This is a genomic window from Microcoleus sp. w1-18aA5 (genome assembly GCF_036701705.1).
In the GTDB taxonomy this organism is placed as follows: domain Bacteria; phylum Cyanobacteriota; class Cyanobacteriia; order Cyanobacteriales; family Microcoleaceae; genus Microcoleus.
Genome location: NZ_JAUPTE010000027.1, coordinates 39,099 through 58,125 on the forward strand (window position 1 = coordinate 39,099; position 19,027 = coordinate 58,125).

A 19,027-nucleotide genomic window follows, 5' to 3' on the forward strand; every position below is an offset into this window, starting at 1 on the left:
CGCAGACCGACTTACTTCTATTGGCTCGACGGGGGAACCGCCAGAGGAGTTAAATTTATTAGTCGAATTTTACCGCAAATTTACAACAGAAAAAACTACTCAACAGATAGATGTTTTAATCTCTATTTAAGAATAGGTTCGCAGTAAGGACTTTAATCATCATTCACAGGCAGAGAGAAAATTGAATTCCTCACTACAAACCAGGTTTACTTCCTCTTATTTAAAGCCTGCTTCCCAAACCCAAGACAAAGCAGTCGATCGCCCTCAGCAACATTCGGGTCATTCTGCAAATAATCTCCCAACCACTCGCAACTCCGAGCAATGATATTATTCAGTTCCAAATTCTCCACAGGCAACAGAATTACATTCCTATCCCTACTAGCAAAACCCAGAGTTTTGCTGTCAGAACTAAAAGTAACGCTCAACACGCGATCGCTCGACTCCAAAGTCTTAGATAGCAGCGCCTTTTTGCCGTCAAAATCCCACAGCTTAACAGTATTTCCCCCACTCGCCGCCGCAATCAATTTGCCGTCGGGACTAAAACTCACGCTTTCTACAGTATCGCTGTGGTCGAGTTTTTCAGTTAAATTCGCCATTTTTCCATCAAACTCCCACAAGTAAACTTTTTTGTCACCGCAAGCAGCAGCAATAGTCTTACCGTCGGGACTAAAACTAACATTTTTAACGCTGTCCTCGTGGTCGAGAGTTTTCAGGATTTTCGCCGATGAACCGTTGAATTGCCACAGGTAAACTCTCTTTTCTCCGGTAATTTCAAAAGCCTTTTTCTTCCCGCTTGCCTTGTCCTCAGCAGCGGTAGCAGTAGCAATAGTTTTGCCGTCGGGACTGAAGCTAACGCTAATTACTGGATTGCTGTGATCGAGTTTTGCAAACAAAGTTGCTTTAGAACCGTTCCAGCGCCAGAGGTACAATTTGCGATCGGCACTTGCGGCGGCAATTATCTTTCCGTCTGGACTAAAACTCACGCTTCTAACAATGCCGCTGTGGCTGAGAGTATCTAACAGTTTGCCGTCTAAACTCCAGACTTTCACTGTTTTGTCATTGCTGGCAGAAGCAACAGTTTTATCATCAGGGGAAATGCTCACCCAGGTAACAGAATCCTTGTGATCTTCTAAGGTTTTGAATAAACTGCCGTCAGTGCGCCAAAGTCTCACTGTTTTGTCCCCGCTAGCAGAAGCAATTGTTTTGCCGTCAGCACTAAAACTGACTTTGTAAACCCAGTCTCCGTGTCCCGATAAAATCTTATTCAGCGGAGTGCTGTCCGGTTTCCAAATTTTCACGATTTTGTCCTTACTTGCGGAAGCAATAGTGCCGTCACCGCTGAAACTCACTGCCCTTACATCGTCTTGATGTCCTCGAAAAGTGTTGAGTAAAGTACCGCTGCGACTCCAAACTTTCACCGTATCGTCTGCACTGCCGGTGACAATTTGTTTGCCGTCGCGACTGAAACTCGCGCTGACAACTTCATCGTTATGTCCTTTGAGAGTTCTGATTTCCTCACCGTTTCGGTTCCAAATTTTGGCTGTGGTGTCGGCACTTGCTGAGACGAGTTCTTGGCTGTTTGGACTGAACTTAATGCTGTAAACAATGTCAGAATGTTTGGTTAATGTTTTGGGATTAATTCTAAATTTCTGGGTTTTATTTTCTCTGTTCCAAAGTTTGACAGTTTTGTCAACACTTGCTGAGGCTATTGTTTGGCCGTCGGGGCTGAAACTGACACCGAGTACCCAGTCTTTGTGTCCGGTTAAGGTTTGCAGCAATTTTTTGTTCGCAAGGTTCCAGATTTTGACGGTGTTGTCGTGACTGGCGGAAGCTAGAGTTTTGCCGTCTGGACTGAAACTGACGCTGGTGACGATATCGCGGTGGCCGGATAAAATGCCGTGAAGCGAAGCTATCCCGTAGGGAATCGCACTTTTGTCGTTATTTACTTGCCAAATTCTAATTGTGCGATCGGCACAACCAGTAGCGATCGTTTTCCCATCGGGACTAAAACTAACACTCGTCACGCTATCTGGGTGATTGAAAGTTTTTAATAACTTACCTCCTTTGCTCCACAATTTAACAGTTTTGTCAGCACTTGCCGAAGCAACTGAATTGCCGTCGGGACTTACACTCACATCCAAAACAAACTTGCTGTGCTGCTCGAAACGGTTGCGTTCTTGCACCCCGGAAACTGCTTGTCTGAGTCTTTCAGCAATTTGATTTTTAGTGTCTACAGGCAGCGCTGTACTTTTCAGAGAATCACGACCAATTTTGATACTATTTTCCAACACTCCTAATTGATTTTTTTCATTAGAAATCACTAAAGATTCCGACGCCGAATTTAGGGCGTCAGTCCGACTTCTTTCTGCTTCTTGCCGCGCGCTTTCTGCTAATTTTGCTTGCTCGAATGCCATCGCCGAAACACCTCCGAGCACAAGCAGTCCTAGAACCGCTGCCCGCAATTGCCATCTCCGAGTTTGGTAAAGTTGAGCTTCCGCTTCGTGCTGTTTCTCTCTAGCTTCCGACAGCAAAGCATCTTGCTCTCTGTCTTTGCGAATTTGTTCAATTTCATCTCGGTTAATTTGGTTTTGCTTTCGCAGTTCCTCAAATTCTGCCTTTTTATCTAATTCTTGCTGCTGGCGAATGAAGCTAACTAAATAATCGTGAACGAGCTGATAAAGCTCTGCTGGCAGTTCCGTCCAGCGAAAAACTAAACCCGAGTTTACTAACAGTTCTAAAACTAGATCTAATTTGTCAGCTTCAGCAAATGTCGCTAAATTAGAGGCTAATTCTGCGCGGGTTTTTAGGGGACGAATCTGTTCTTCATCTGTGAGCAAATACAATACTCGACGCGCCGCTACTTCATTTTCTGGGCCGCAATCTTTAATGACTTCTTCGAGAAACCTTTCGACTAATTTTTGTTGCGGATTGTTGCCTAGTTCCTGATATTGAGTTAAAGTTCTAATATTCTCTTGTTGCAGTTGAGCGCCGACAAGTTGTAGTTCGATCGGGCGGACTTCTCCTAATTCTCCAGCTAAATCTTGGACTAATTCTTCGATCAGCTCCGGTTCTAAGTAAAACTGCGCTCGCTCAGTTAAAGTGCGAATTACCGATCGCGCATCGACCAGCGAAAAATTTCCTAAATAAAACAGAATGTTTTTGCTGAGGATGTCCTCTAAAATATCATTTTTAACGAATCCTGTCTGGTTTTTGGGTCGGGAAAATTCCAGCAAATAGTGTAAGTAATCTTCCCGCAAACACAGGACGACTTTTAAATATTTGATTTTCAAACATTCCCGCAAAAAATCAAAAAATATTTGCCTTTCCGCTGGCTCTTTCCACACGAAAAAAAATTCTTCAAATTGGTCAAATATCAGAACAGTCACTAAATGTTCGGAATTTATTTGCAGCTCCTTGAGAATATTTCCGTATTCGATCGCCTGTTGTTGTATGATTAATTCTACTGGCTGTGACTGCTCCCTTTGATCCTGATTATTCCCACTCGATCCACCGTGAAATCCCGAAATAAGATTTCCCTTGACTGCACCTGTTTCTAGGGTCAAATCTACCGGAGCAGTTTCTGGTAATGTTTCGGAATTTTCCGGATCGAATATTTCAGCTTTCCCAGCAGATAACTGTCTGGTCAATTCCCGCGGCCAGTTGTTGTAAACTTGCAGCACTACGGGCAGAACAGTCCGCATTTCTATTTTTTTTTGTTTGAGAGCTGGTACTAATCCTCCCGTGACTATTGAACTTTTGCCAACTCCAGACTGACCGTAAATTACTGTCAGTTTGTCGGGGGTATTGTTCATTCTATATATCAAGCGGTTGAGGTCTTCCTCTCTACCGGAAGCAGTAATTTCGTCAGCAATAGTAGCAGCGCCGGCAATAGTTTCGGCGACGGAATTAACCGCTTCTCTGTGCGGCTGCAATTTTCCGGCTCCAATAAAAGCTCGGAACCGATAGGTGTGTTCCACAGCTCGATAATCTTGCTTAATTTGAAATGCTTCGAGATATTCTCCCCGCTGAAAATAGAGCGATCGCAGCATTTCTAAAACCCGCAAATACAGTTGCGGGTTGTAGCACGCTTCGGTTTCCGAGCGCGCAACCTCTAAATGTGCGATCGCCTCCTGTACCTCACCCAAGTGACTCTGGGCTTCTGCTAAAATTAACAGATACAAGCCTAGATGCTGCGACTTTACATGGGTTCCCTGTCCCGTCGCTTCTAAATTTGAGTTGAGAACGTCTAGAGCGATTAAAGCCCATTCTTTCGCCCCTGGCCAGTTCTTTTGCTCTAAGGCTACTCTAGCCAAAAAGCCGTAATCTTGAGCCAAATTAACTGCTGAATTTTCCATATTTTCATGTAACCTCCGAGCTTTGATAGCTAAATTCCAGAGTGCATCCCAATCTTCTAAATGCTGCAATACTTCGCCAAGTTGATTGATGAATATACCAACGGCATCCGGCCGCCCCGCGCGTTCTAAAACATCAATACATTCCTGAAAATAATTCTTAGCTTCCGTCCAGTAAGGACGGTTGCCGCTGCGATGTTGTTCTGCTTGGAAGCGGTAGCAAAGACCTATGTGGAATAGCAGAATTCCCTCTAACACTGGTGCTGGGTGAACGGTAAATAACAAATCGCTAAATTGTGTTTTCGACCCAATAAACGCTACTTGATGCTTCCAAAAACTGAGACTTTTTTGATACAATTCAATGGCGGCCGGGATGTGGTGACAAGCATATTCATGCCTACCGCGAATAAATTGCAAACTTGCTTCAATAGCGGGTTCTAACCTGATGTTGCAAGTTTGCAAGTCTTGGCTAGCTGACTCTAGTTCACTCAAAGAATTGGCTCCGAGAATGGCAGAATTAGTTAAACGCCAATTGCCACTTTCTAAAATGTGGGAAAAAATGCGATCGGCACTTTTGCCTAAGAACTCCACCAAGTCGTCGGGGCCAATCACAAATTCAACACTTGTCGTCCAAGTTTCGATATCTGTTACTAACCGAATCAGTTTTTTTAAGATTTTGTCTGTCACCCACAGCACCACCGGAAAGGGAAAATTATTCCGAAATTCTTCCCTCACGTAGTTGGTAGAAATTAGCACCTGATCGATCGCACTTACCGATTCCAATCCCAACACCATTAAAGCTGAGGGATGGCTGCAGGAAACTTTGGTTTCTATCGTCGTGTAAAGAGTTTTAACAGATGGCGGGAGGACAATTTCTCGAATCTCGATACCAGACTCCTCCCGCAATTGCCGTACAATTTCCTCTCTCATGGCACTGTAATTGCACCGTACCAAAATCAGCGAAAATTGCCCCTGAGACATCGAGAGAGTCCGGGAGAGAGTTTGCAGCGAACTTTTGTTTTGCTGTGCTGCGGTGTCTTGCTGGCAGTGCGAATTAAGCATAATTAATATTTGAAAAATATTCTCAGGATAGGTGCTGTCAACTGCCGAAAAAAGTAAGTTCGGCAACGGATTTTTTAACGGATGTAACGGATGGAAGTTCGGCAACGGATTTTTTAACGGATGTAACGGATGTCAGGAATCGACCGCAGGGGGAAAGTGCAATTAAGAAATTCCTAACCGTTTTGGCGGTTGCTCTAACTAAGTTTACTTTTACCCGTTGTTACGTTTGCCAATCACAGCGAAGAATCACATGATTAATTTTATTTCTGCCCTTTTTGGCGATTTCCCATCACTGGGAACTATCAATTAATTAAGTTTATTTCAGCCTGCATACTTATTATTTTAGCCGATCGCAATTAAAGCATACCCAAAAAAATACATACTCTGTTATTCCCATATTCCCAGCAAAATCAACCGGATTTTACTGAAATCTTGATAATTGCTCAAATTCTACCCAGCAAAAGAGTCTTTGTTTGCGGGGTTCCCAGCCATCGCCCAAATCGCCCAAATCCAATTCAGTTATTCGCATATCGCTGAAATCCGGCATTCCTTGCTTGACTGACCCCTTGCATCACTGAGATAAACTACTGGCGGCGGCTCATCAATTACAGCTTGAAGATTTTTTGTCATAAATTTACTAATCTCCATATCTAAAGTAGCTGTAAAATCAGGTTCATCCCAATCCTCGCTTTCTTCAATGCTGATGGTTGGTGGTGGCCCTATATCAAAATCTAGCTCATCGCCAAAATCCGAAACTTTCTTAATTGGCTCTATTTTCTGACCGGTATCAGTGGCAAAAGCTTGAGTTGTATTGGCTATTAGTACGATCGGCAGTGCTACTATGGCACTTATTGTTGGTCGCGCCGTGATTTTCCTCATCGTATCCTCCTGATATAAACTAAACTTTGGTGCTGCTCTACATTCAACTTCTGCGGCCACTTTAGAGCGCTGTCAGTCGATTTTAAATTTTAGATTTTAGATTTCCTCCACAGATGAATCGGAGAGCTTTAACTAGGGTCTAAAATTGGGGGCTGCTTAACACTCCGGCAGTTCGCAAGTATCCGTTTTTGAGCAGAGTCATTAATTAATAGTGGCTTGTTTTTCCACAGGATATAACCTTATCTGTGACTGTTTGTGGCAAGTTTGCTTAACGGAGCATATCCGGTCAACTGTTTGCCTTTCTATTTACTACGTGAAAACTCTTAAACAGTCAGGTTTTCCCGTTAAGTAATTCCCCGGCGTTTGCGAGTGTTCATCAGAAAGGTGGGTGGAAACCCCGTCGTTGTAGGACGGCTTTATATTAAACTATAGTTTGGTCAATGACCCACCCGCGACGATGGATTCAGACAGCCTAACGAGCGAAGTCCAGTACAACTGGCGGCGCAGACAAATCGGTAGACCGGGAAAAGAGGATAGGGCAATGGTAAACATCCCTGGAATCAAAACAACAGATAAGAATTCCTTTTAGGTATTCGACGCATAAAAACCGCTGGGCTAGCGGGGCTAGTCTGTGGAGCGAACATAAGACCAGAAAACTCCTTGTGGGTGGAGGCAGTTGCGATGAAGCAGAAACTCAAATCGTGAGGTTTGGGAATCACCGTGGCTTTAGCCCGGTGAGAATGTCAACTCAGACTCAAAGCAAAGTGTGTGAGAAGTTCGATCGCACACCAGTTTTCGCACACCAGTTTTCGCACTCCCGCGCTGCCACCAGCAAGCTGATGTGATATACCACAGCCACCGAATATGTGTCAATACTTATATCTTAACATTTCTAAGTTGTTGCATAATTCTCGTTACCAGGAAGAGCCTGGTAACGCAGCTCGGCGAGGCAGAGCCTCCAGCCAAGTCTAGAGGACTCCTATTTCGTCAAGCCGTGTTCGAGAGCGAAGCGAACCAACTCAGTACGGCTGTTAGTACCCGTCTTGCTAAATAAACGGCTGACGTACTTTTCCACATTACGCACGCTAGTTTCCAAGCGGCGGGCAATTTCCTTATTCATCAAACCTTGAGCAACCAAATCCAAAACACTTTGTTCTCGCGGAGTCAAATCAATTTTAATCGGCGAAGGACTTTGGGCGATCGAACTCCGCCCACTCAGCAAAGACTCAATTCTCGCCATTTGGCTTGTCAAAGCAGCAATATCTGGACTTTCAGCATTTTCGCTTGTCTCCTTAGCAGCCGCGCGGCGGGCTAGCAAATTGGTTACTATTGCTACTAATTCGTCGGGATCGAAGGGCTTAGAAAGATAAGCATCGCAGCCTGCTTGATAGCCTTGAATGCGATCGCTCGTCATCCCCTTAGCCGTCAAAAACACCACCGGCAAAGCTTTATAGCGAGGATCTTCCCGCACTTGCTTGAGAAACTGATAACCGTCCACCTGGGGCATCATAATGTCTGAAATCACCAAATCCGGATTAGTCTGCTGCAAGATTTCCCAGCCGTCGCGAGCATTACTGGCAACCTCAACCGCAAAATCGCTATCTTCCAAATAAGCTTGTACTGCTTCCCGCAAGCCCGGTTCATCATCTACCAATAATAATCGTGCTGACATCTCTGTTACCTTCTTAATAGTGTAAATATTGTAGGTTGGGTTGAGGAACGAACCCTACACTTCGCTCCGCCCAAATCTTCATTTTAAATAAGGTGTTGGGTTTCGCCATCGCTCAACCCAACCTACAGAATAAAAACTTTAGCTCAAAACTCAAAACTATTGTCTTTTTTTCCCCTTAAACTTTGGAACGATCAGTCAAAATTTCATAGCCAGTTTCTGTCACCAACACAGTATGCTCAAACTGAGCCGACATAGCATTGTCAACTGTTACAGCAGTCCACTTGTCAGAAAGCGTCCGAGTGTACTTAGAACCAGCATTCAGAATCGGTTCGATCGCCAATGTCATACCGGCTCGCAATTTCACGTTCGGCATTTCGCGGGTGCGGAAATTGAAAACCGACGGTTCCTCGTGCAAATTTCGTCCGACACCGTGGCCGGTAAACTCCTCAACGATACTAAAACCGTTGCTTTTGACATGATCTTCCATCGCACCAGCCAGATCGAGCAAATAAGCTCCAGCCTTCACTTGTTCGATGCCTTTGTAGAGAGCTTCTTCTGCGACTCGGATTAATTTGGCCGATTCGGGAGTCACTTCCACAACTGCGATCGTAATGCAAGAATCGCCGTGAAAACCTTGGTAATATGCCCCCGTATCTACCTTGAGAACATCTCCGGCCCGAATTACCTTTTTGGCGCTGGGGATGCCGTGAACAACTTCGTTATTAATACTAGAGCAAATCGATCCAGGGAAACCGTGATAGCCTTTAAAACTCGGAGTTGCACCCATTTCGCGGATACGTTTTTCGGCATAAGCATCCAAATCAGCAGTAGTCATTCCCGGTTTCACCATTTGGGAAATTTCTTTAAGTACCGTTGCAACGATTTTTGCTGCTTGCCGCATAATTTCGATTTCGCGTTCCGACTTAATTTCAATGCCTCGACGCTGTTTTTTGACTTGGGGTGCTTGAGTTGGACTAGAAAGCAGACTGCTAAAAATATTCATGTATTGATCGGCGGGTAATTTTGTACTTTGACGGCAGGTTGAAGCAAAAAACGGCAAATATCCAGCTTTTTGTGGAAAAAGGGGTGTCTTGTTCCGAACTGTCGATCGCGTGTCCTTTAAGCTAGCTTAATATTTTTCTCAGTAATCAGCACGGGATTGGGGGGTCAATCGATTTTAGATTTTAGATTTTAGATTTTAGATTGAAGCATTGACCCCACGAATAAATTCGGGGGATCCTTTATCGGATACAGGTTTTGTATTTCTGGGTCCTGAGTCTGCTTTCGGAATGAATCACGTGGCGGGTATCCTGGATGCTTGATTGTCAACAAAGCGGTTTTAACCGCCGAGTCCGTTGGAAATCACCGAATAGCACTATTGTCAATCAGCCTTCACGGACGGCCTCTCCTGCCCAACCCCTACTCCCCACAAGAAAATTTACTCTTTGTGGAACAGGCATCTTGCCTGTTCTTGAGCATGGTGCAAGATATCAGTTGGAGCGGGATTTCCGAGCCTTCCTGTAAGGTTAGCAATTGCGGCAATTAACTTAGTTATGTCAACTGGTTTAGATAAGTGCATCTGGAAACCAGCTTCCAGCGCTTGCTTGCGCTCTTCCTCTCTCGCGTAGGCCGTCAGGGCGATCGCAGGCATCTTTCCACCCCTGAGCACTTCCATTTCTCTCACGCGCGCGATCAACTCATAGCCGTCTGCTTGCGGCATTCCAATGTCGCTCAGCAGCAGATCCGGCCAATAACTCTCCAGTGCAGCTAGAGCCCCGGCTACCGATGTCGCCGATCGCACCATAGCTCCTTCGTCCTCGAGTAAAGCAATCAAAAACTCCCGCGTGTCATCGTCATCATCCACCACCAGCAATTGCAAATTAGCCAGAGTGGGGAGAGTCTCTGTCGCGTCATTGAGTTCCGACCAATCATCCCCTGCACCTCCGGTCTTCCTTTGTGCAAGAGGTAAAGCCACCGTAAATTTCGCACCTTCGCCCGGATTATTCTCTGCATGCACCTTACCGCCGTGCTGTTCCACCAAGTGACGGACGATCGCCAATCCCAGTCCCAAACCCCCGTAAGACCTAGTTGTGCTGCTATCAGCTTGGCGGAAGCGATCGAAAACATAAGGCAAAAAATCAGGAGCTATACCAATGCCACTATCAATTATCTGAATGTGAGCCTCATCGCCAACTGACTCTAACCGCACCTCTACTTTACCCTCTTGCGGACTAAACTTAATCGCATTTGACAGCAAATTCCACACAATTTGCTGCAAGCGATCAAAATCGCCGATAACTTCACCTACATTTGGGCTGCACGTTAATTCTATGACTATTGATTTTTCCTCGGTCAGCGGCTGCAAAGAATCTATTGCCAGCTTGATCGCAGATTCCAACCGAATCGGATGCATATTTAAATTTAGTTTCCCCCGCAGAATCCGCGAAACATCTAAAATATCTTCGATGAGTTGAGCTTGAGATTTAGCATTGCGCTCAATTGTTTCTAGGGCTTTCTCAATAGTGTCTTGGTCAAAAGTTTTGGTACGAAGCAGCCTAGACCAGCCGAGAATTGCATTTAAAGGAGTACGGAGTTCGTGAGAGAGAATAGCTAGAAATTCATCCTTCATCTGGTTAGCTCTCTCCGCTTCTTGTCGCGCCACTTGTTCGCGGATTAGTCTGCTGCGTTCTTCCTCTGCTTGCTTGCGGTCTGTGACATCTCTAACCGTACCCACATGACCGATCAGTTTTCCCAAATCCGAAAACATTGGCGACGACTGCACATTAATCCAACGCACAGTTTCGCTCCCAGCTAATCGAAACTCATTAGAATATTCGTGACCTTCTTTAATCCAAGCTAACCAATGTGCTACTACGCGATCGCGATCTTCTTCATGAACTTCCCGCTGCCAAATCTCTGCTAAACTTTCCTCCAAAGTTAACCCGCAAATCGCTTGACAACGGGGATTGATGTAAGTACAGCGGCCTTCAACGTCAGCTAAGTAAATTCCCAGTGGTGAACAAGCACACAAAGTGCGAAACCGCTCTTCACTTTTACTTAGTTCACTATTAACCGCAGCTAACAGTGTCGCTTGCTGCTTCACCTCGACTGTTTTTTGGAACAATTCCACAAATACCTGCACCTTCGAGGTCAATATTTCCGGTTCCAAGGGTTTGAACAGGTAATCCACCGCACCCAGAGAATAACCTTTAAACACGTGGGTGTCATTACTGCTGAATGCTGTGATAAAAATAATCGGAGTCGCTCGCGATCGATCTCTAGAGCGAATCAATGTAGCTGTCTCAAATCCATCCATTCCCGGCATCTGCACATCAAGCAAAATTACTGCAAAATCTTCATTAAGCAGACATCTCAGAGCCTCCGCGCCCGAACTAGCTTGTACTAGATTATAAGAGGGGCTGTTGAGAATAGCTTCTAGAGCTATCAAATTTTCTGGGCGATCGTCAACTAAAAGGACATTTACTCGATGGGGGGACTGCTGATTCATAATTTTTTTAATCTTTAATTCTTAGCAAATTGACTAAACAGGGAGCGATTTTAGAGAGGGGTAAAATCCAGTCTACTTCAACATTTGCGATCGCCGATGCTGGCATGGTCGGGCATAGAGCTGAAGCCGGTTCCTCCACGAATGTCAATCCTCCCTCAGCTTTAATTTTTGCCAGCCCTTTACTACCATCCGAATTAGCTCCCGTTAAAATTATGCCGATAACTTTCTCCCCAAAGGCATCCGCAGCAGACTCAAACAGCACATCGATTGAGGGCCGCGCATAGCAGACAGGAGCCTCAGTTGATAGTGCAAACGTAGGAGTTCCGCGATTGCGGATTGGGGAGTTTGAATTATGGATTGACTCCACTGCCACGCTCCCCCATTCTGTAAAGTCGTTTTCATACAGGATAAACTCCTCGTCAGAGGGCGATTCTATTAGCAAGTGATAGTCAGCAGGAGCCAAGTAAACCCGTCCAGGTGCGATCGGCTCTTTGTCTTTTGCCTCTGTGATTTGGAGAGAGCTTTGCTTTTGTAAAAAATAAGTAAGCCTATTCTCAGAACTCTTATGGCGGTGTTGGACAATAACTACAGGCAAAGGAAAGCTTTGGGGCAAATCTGCCAGCAGCACAGTCAGAGCCTCTAGCCCTCCCAAAGACGTACCCACAACCACTATTTCAAAATTTTTCTTATTTAATTCTCCGGTAGAGTTTCTCACTACTTTCAATTGGTTCATAGTATTTTTCATAAGGTGTAAAAGTCAGAGACTCCTGATGTCCTAGTCCTAAAACTCCAAACATTCCCAGGCTCTCATAAAAAAGCTTGTGTACCCGCTCTTGGAGGTGTGAATTGAAATAAATCATCACATTACGGCATAAAATAACATTAAATTCATTAAAAGAATTATCCGTTGCTAGGTTGTGGTGAGCAAAGACAATATTATCTTTAAGTGAAGAGCGAAAAATCGCATTTTCATAGGCAGCAGTGTAATACTCAGAAAATGCTTTCTTGCCCCCCGCTTGGTGGTATAGTTGCGTATATTCTTGCATTTGTTTCAGCGGAAATATCCCTGTTTTGGCTGTTTTCAAAACTAATTCATTCATGTCCGTAGCGTAAATCCGACAACGGTCATAAAGTCCTTCTTCTTGCAGCAAGATTGCCATAGAATAGACTTCTTCGCCCGTTGAACATCCAGCGTGCCAAATCCGAATAAAAGGATAAGTACGCAACAGCGGCACCACTTTATTTCTGAAACTAATGTAAAAGCTGGGATCGCGAAACATCGCCGTTACATTGACAGAAATATCCAGCAGTAAACGATCTAGGTAAGCAGGATTGTGAAGTACCTTTTCCTGAAGTGCAGAGACAGTGGTGAGCCGTTCCGAGCGAATAGTGTTCCTAATACGGCGCTTGAGAGAGGCAAGAGCATAATTACGAAAATCAAATCCGTAATAGCGAAACATTCCCTCTAGTAGGAGTTGAATTTCGATTGTTTCAAGTTCATGACTTTCGGACATTTTTAATTACTAATTGGGAATTGGGCATTTTTGACTGTTGACTGTTGACTGATGACTGTTGACTGTTGAATCCTGACTGCTGACTGTTGACTAATGACAATTAACAACTGACAACAATCAACAGTCAACTGCCAACTGACAACTGACTTCATTATCGATAAAGCCAGACACGCAGCAGCGAGAGCAACTGTTCCGTATCAACAGGTTTGGTAATGTAGTCAGACGCACCAGCTTCGATACATTTTTCCCGATCGCCTTTCATAGCTTTCGCAGTAAGAGCAATCATTGGCAAAGAAGCAAATTGAGGCATATTACGAATTGCTTGCATGGTTTCGTAACCGTCCATCTCTGGCATCATCACGTCCATCAACACAATATTTATGCCAGGCGTATTTTGCAATTTAGCAATGCCCTCTCTGCCATTCTCAGCATACTCAATCTTCATTTTATGGCGCTCCAGCATACTCGTGAGGGCGAAAATATTCCGCATATCGTCGTCAACAATCAAGACTGTTTTGCCTGCCAGCGTCGAATCTGTTTGATACAGTTGCTCTAGCATTTGGCGCTTTGGTTCCGGCAAATTTGCTTGCACTCGGTGCAAAAACAAAGCTGTTTCATCTAACAAACGTTCGGGCGATCGCACATCTTTAACAATGATTGTTTCCGCCATGCGCTTCAGTTGAGTTTCTTCGGATCTTGTCAACTCTTTGCCCGTATAAATAATAAGCGGCAGACTTTTCAAAGTAGCCTCTTGCTTGATCTGCTCGATCAGTTCAAAACCCGTCATATCTGGTAGTCCCAAATCCAGTACAACGCAGTCAAAATGCCCCGATTTCAAAATTTCTAGCGCCTCTGCACCACTCCCCACAGCCGTGGTAGAAACATCGTGATTACCGATTAAATCCACAATGCTCAGACGCTGTGTTTCGTCGTCTTCCACGACTAGCAAATTCTTCACTGGTCGCTCTACAAACCCCTTAATATCAGTCAAAGCTTTGCTCAATGCTTCGCGACTGACAGGCTTTTGTAAGTAGGCGATCGCCCCTAACTGCAAACTGCGCTGCCGCCCTTCTTCAACTGATACAATGTGAACCGGAATGTGGCGCGTACTTGGGTCGTGCTTCAAGCGATCGAGCACTGTCCAGCCATCCATCACAGGCAAATTTAGATCCAGCATAATCGCAGTTGGCTTGAACTCTCGCGCCATCGCCAAGCCGATATCGCTCCGCAAAGCCACCAAACCTTTGAAACCCTGTTCCTGCGCCATATCCAACAGAATCCGAGCGAAGTTTACATCATCCTCGACAATCAACAGCACGCGATCGTCACTCTCAATATTTTCTCGATCATCAGAGATTAAAGGTGAGGGGTAAGGCGCGATCGGCAAGTGGAAATTCGGCAAAGGAAGTGCGGGAGAATTAGCAGGGGGTAATTGAGGCGTTTGCTTGCCCGTTCCCGAACCCGTATCATTCATTATTCGCGATTCTTGGTAAGTTTGTGGCAGATAAAGCGTGAACCTACTACCCTCACCAGGGCTACTTGTCAATTTAATTTCTCCACCTAACAAATTAGCGATTTCTCTACTAATTGACAAACCCAAACCCGTGCCCCCGTATTTGCGGCTAGTGCTACCATCTGCTTGTTGGAAAGCCTCAAAAATAACCCGGTGTTTTTCAGCAGAAATCCCAATCCCGGTATCGCTAACTGAGAAAGCCAAAACAGTAGGGGAACTCGTTAAACTTTCTATTTCTAAATTCCACCCGGCCCGCGCTACTTCGACACGCAATTTCACCTCACCCCGTTCTGTAAACTTAAACGCATTAGAGAGGAGATTCTTCAAAACTTGTTGCAGTCGTTTAGCATCAGTATAGAGACCTTTTGGCAACCCAGACTCAAGCTCTAATTGAAAACTCAACTTCTTATCTTGGGCGATTTGGCGGAAAGTCCGATCCAAATGATCTCGCAAGTCCGTAAACAACACTTGCTCAATTTCCACTGACATCGTGCCTGATTCAATCTTAGCGAGATCCAAGATGTCATTAATCAGCCCTAACAAATCTGTTCCAGCCGAGTAAATTGTGCGCGTGTATTCAACTTGCTTCTGAGTCAAATTGCCCTCAGTATTGTCAGAAAGCAATCGAGCGAGAATCAACAGCGAATTCAGCGGAGTTCGCAACTCGTGAGACATATTTGCTAGAAACTCCGACTTATACTTAGAAGTTAGAGCCAACTGTTCCGCTCTTTCTTCCAACAACCCCCTCGCCTGTTCAATATCTCGGTTTTTCCGCTCAACTTCCTTATTTTGCAGCGCTAGCAATTCAGCTTGTTCTTCTAATTCTTCATTCGTTTGTTGCAACTCTTCCTGCTGACTCTTCAACAGTTCCTCAGATGCGCGGAGAGACTGCGCTTGTTGTTCGAGACGCTTGTTAGTTTCCGTTAGTTCCTTTTGCTGAGTTTGTAACTCTTCCGCCAAAGACTGCGACTGTTTCAGCAACTCTTCCGTTCGCATACTCGCCGCAATTGTATTTAAGACAATGGCGATACTTTCTGTAAGTTGGTCGAGAAATGTTAAGTGTATTTCGCTGAATCGCCGGAACGAAGCTAACTCGATTACTGCCGTCACTTGTCCCTCAAAGAGTACGGGTAAAACCACAACATTCAACGGCGTAGATTCTCCCAGCCCAGATCCAATTTTAATGTAGTTCTCCGGCACTTCAGTCAACAGTATGCGTTCCTTTTCCAGGGCGCACTGTCCTACCAAACCTTCGCCTAAATGGAATCTATTTCCTAACTGTTTGCGTTCGCGGTAGGCGTAGGTACTTAACAGTTTGAGAAACGGATCGTGTTCCACAGCTTCCATCATAAAGAATACGCCATGCTGAGCAGAAACCAGCGGCGTCAATTCTGAGAGAATTAGTTTAGAAACAGTTTCTAAATCTCGCTGACCTTGTAGCATTCGAGTGAACTTAGCGAGGTTGGTTTTCAGCCAATCTTGCTCAGTATTCTTCTGCGTCGTCTCCCGGAGATTGGCAATCATCTGGTTAATGTTGTCCTTAACAATGGCAACTTCTCCTTCCGTGGCGACGGAAATTGACCTCGTTAAATCGCCTCTGGTAACAGCAATTGCCACTTCGGCGATCGCCCGCAGTTGAGTAGTCAAATTCGCCGCCAATTCATTCACGTTATCCGTCAAATCTCGCCACGTCCCCGCCGCGCCCGGAACCTTTGCCTGGCCGCCCAATTTCCCTTCAATTCCCACCTCCCGCGCCACTGTAGTAACTTGATCGGCAAACGTCGCCAGCGTATCAATCATCTCATTAATCGTATCTGCCAGAGTTGCAATTTCTCCCTTAGCTTCCAGCATTAATTTGCGCTTCAAATCGCCATTCGCCACCGCCGTCACAACTTTAGCAATACCTCGCACTTGCGCTGTCAAATTCCCCGCCATCGAGTTTACGTTGTCGGTTAAATCTTTCCAAGTTCCTGCAACTCCTTTCACCTCAGCTTGACCGCCCAATTTACCCTCAGTTCCAACCTCCCGCGCCACCCGCGTTACCTCAGAAGCGAAGGAATTAAGTTGATCCACCATCACGTTAATAGTGTCTTTCAACTCCAGAATTTCGCCTTTAACATCAACGGTAATTTTCTTAGACAAATCGCCATTTGCCACCGCTTTCGTCACTTCCGCAATATTCCGCACCTGCGCCGTCAAATTACCCGCCATCAAGTTAACATTATCGGTTAAATCTTTCCAAGTTCCCCCTACACCCCGCACGTAAGCTTGTACACCTAATTTACCTTCCGTTCCTACTTCTCTCGCCACCCGCGTTACTTCAGATGCGAAGGAACTCAACTGATCCACCATGATGTTAATCGTGTTTTTCAGTTCGAGAATTTCGCCTTTAACATCTACTGTAATTTTTTTGGATAAATCGCCATTTGCCACTGCCGTTGTCACTTCGGCAATGTTACGCACTTGTGCTGTTAAATTCCCCGCCATCGAGTTAACTGAATCCGTTAAATCTTTCCAGGTTCCAGCAACTCCTTTAACTTCTGCTTGCACCCCTAATTTCCCTTCGGTTCCCACTTCCCTAGCAACCCTGGTTACTTCCGATGCGAAGGAATTTAACTGATCCACCATCGTGTTGACGGTATTTTTTAACTCCAAAATTTCACCTTTAACATCGACAGTAATTTTCTTCGACAAGTCGCCATTTGCCACCGCAGTAGTAACAGCCGCAATATTCCGTACTTGCTCTGTCAAACTACCCGCCATAAAATTAACTGAATCCGTTAAATCCTTCCAAGTTCCTGCTACGCCTCGGACATCCGCTTGACCGCCTAGTTTACCTTCCGAACCCACTTCCCTAGCAACCCTGGTTACTTCAGATGCAAAGGAATTAAGCTGATCCACCATCACGTTAATGGTGTTTTTCAGTTCTAAAATTTCGCCTTTAACCTGTACCGTAATTTTTTTAGATAAGTCACCGTTAGCAACAGCAGTCGTCACCTCAGCAATGTTGCGGACTTGTGCTGTTAAATTCCCGGCCATTGAGTTAACTGAATCCGTTAAATCTTTCCAGGTTCCTGCTACTTCCTGCACTTCAGCTTGCACGCCTAACTTCCCTTCCGTTCCCACTTCCCTAGCAACCCTGGTTACTTCAGATGCGAAGGAATTTAACTGGTCAACCATCGTGTTGACGGTATTTTTGAGTTCGAGAATTTCCCCTTTAACATCTACGGTAATTTTCTTAGATAAATCGCCCTTTGCCACAGCGGTTGTCACTTCAGCGATGTTCCGCACTTGTGCTGTCAAACTGCCTGCCATGAAGTTAACGCTATCCGTTAAATCCTTCCAAGTTCCGGCAACTCCTTTAACTTCTGCTTGACCGCCGAGTTTGCCTTCGGAACCCACTTCTCTCGCCACCCGCGTTACTTCCGATGCGAAGGAATTTAACTGATCTACCATGATGTTAATCGTGTTTTTCAGTTCGAGAATTTCACCTTTTACATCTACTGTAATTTTTTTAGATAAGTCACCATTTGCCACAGCCGTCGTCACGTCGGCAATGTTCCGTACTTGTGCGGTAAGATTGCCAGCCATTGAATTAACTGAATCCGTTAAATCTTTCCAGGTTCCTGCAACTCCCCGCACTTCAGCTTGCACCCCTAATTTGCCTTCCGTTCCTACTTCCCTAGCAACTCTGGTTACTTCAGATGCGAAGGAACTCAACTGATCCACCATGATGTTAATCGTGTTTTTCAGTTCGAGAATTTCGCCTTTAACATCTACTGTAATTTTTTTGGATAAATCGCCATTTGCCACTGCCGTTGTCACTTCGGCAATGTTACGCACTTGTGCTGTTAAATTCCCCGCCATCGAGTTAACTGAATCCGTTAAATCTTTCCAGGTTCCAGCAACTCCTTTAACTTCTGCTTGCACCCCTAATTTCCCTTCGGTTCCCACTTCCCTAGCTACCCGCGTTACTTCCGACGCAAAGGAGCTCAACTGGTCTACCATTGTGTTAACAATTTGCGCGGTTTGGAGGAATTCTCCTTTGAGGGGTCTGTCTTCTATTTCTAACGCGATAGTTTGCGATAAATCTCCTTTTGCTACGGCGCGAATTACTCTGGCGGTTTCAGAGGTTGGTTGCACTAAATCTGTAATTAGGGTATTGACAGAGTTTACGCTAGCTGCCCATGACCCCTCGGCGCTGCCGATGGTTGCCCGCTGGGCAATTTTGCCTTCTTTACCGACAACTGTGCCGATGCGATCGAGTTCGGCCGCCATTCTCTCATTGAGCTCGATAATGTCGTTAAGTTCGTCAGCAATTTTCCCCGCTAGACCGGTCTGGTCTATAGGCATCCGAACTGAAAAGTCCCCTTTTTTGACAGCTACTAAGGTTCTGAGTAACTGTTTGGCATAACCATTACTGGAATTGGCGCTTGTTATCTGTGCAGTTGACATGACCGTTACCTTTGACGAGTTTGAAGGGGAAGGGGGGAATATTTTTGAGATTATTGATATTATCCGACTAAA

General features: G+C 45.2%; 8 protein-coding genes. All 8 read right to left on the bottom strand.

The window, feature by feature from the left end; translation table 11 throughout:
* Positions 1-206: 206 nt before the first annotated feature.
* The 8 genes from Q5691_RS12300 to Q5691_RS12335 all read right to left on the bottom strand — a co-directional run bounded on the left by Q5691_RS12300 (position 207) and on the right by Q5691_RS12335 (position 18,955).
* On the bottom strand, positions 207-5,414 hold the full coding sequence (locus tag Q5691_RS12300) for an nSTAND1 domain-containing NTPase (protein WP_333345008.1): 5,208 nt from the start codon (positions 5,412-5,414) through the stop codon (positions 207-209).
* A gap of 519 nt (positions 5,415-5,933) precedes the next feature.
* A complete protein-coding gene (locus tag Q5691_RS12305) occupies positions 5,934-6,353 on the bottom strand; it encodes a hypothetical protein (protein ID WP_333345010.1) in 420 nt (139 codons plus the stop codon).
* 919 nt (positions 6,354-7,272) lie between these two features.
* Positions 7,273-7,965, bottom strand: a complete 693-nt coding sequence (locus Q5691_RS12310) for a response regulator transcription factor (protein WP_333080704.1) — start codon at positions 7,963-7,965, stop codon at positions 7,273-7,275.
* A 175-nt stretch (positions 7,966-8,140) separates the two neighbouring features.
* Complete coding sequence (map, locus tag Q5691_RS12315; RefSeq protein ID WP_333211580.1) at positions 8,141-8,968, bottom strand: type I methionyl aminopeptidase; 828 nt, start codon at positions 8,966-8,968, stop codon at positions 8,141-8,143.
* Between the two features lie 435 nt (positions 8,969-9,403).
* Positions 9,404-11,473, bottom strand: coding sequence for a response regulator (locus Q5691_RS12320; RefSeq protein ID WP_333345012.1), 2,070 nt, complete (start codon positions 11,471-11,473; stop codon positions 9,404-9,406).
* Positions 11,474-11,480: 7 nt separating this feature from the next.
* Positions 11,481-12,206 carry a chemotaxis protein CheB gene (locus Q5691_RS12325; RefSeq protein ID WP_333345014.1) on the bottom strand — a complete coding sequence of 242 codons (726 nt, stop codon included), beginning with the start codon at positions 12,204-12,206 and terminating at the stop codon, positions 11,481-11,483.
* The gene (locus Q5691_RS12330; RefSeq protein WP_333211586.1) at positions 12,160-12,987 is read right to left on the bottom strand and encodes a protein-glutamate O-methyltransferase CheR; all 828 of its coding nucleotides are present in this window, start codon (positions 12,985-12,987) and stop codon (positions 12,160-12,162) included. The genes Q5691_RS12325 and Q5691_RS12330 overlap by 47 nt, the downstream gene beginning before the upstream one ends.
* A gap of 151 nt (positions 12,988-13,138) precedes the next feature.
* On the bottom strand, positions 13,139-18,955 hold the full coding sequence (locus Q5691_RS12335) for a HAMP domain-containing protein (RefSeq protein ID WP_333345016.1): 5,817 nt from the start codon (positions 18,953-18,955) through the stop codon (positions 13,139-13,141).
* Positions 18,956-19,027: the final 72 nt, after the last annotated feature.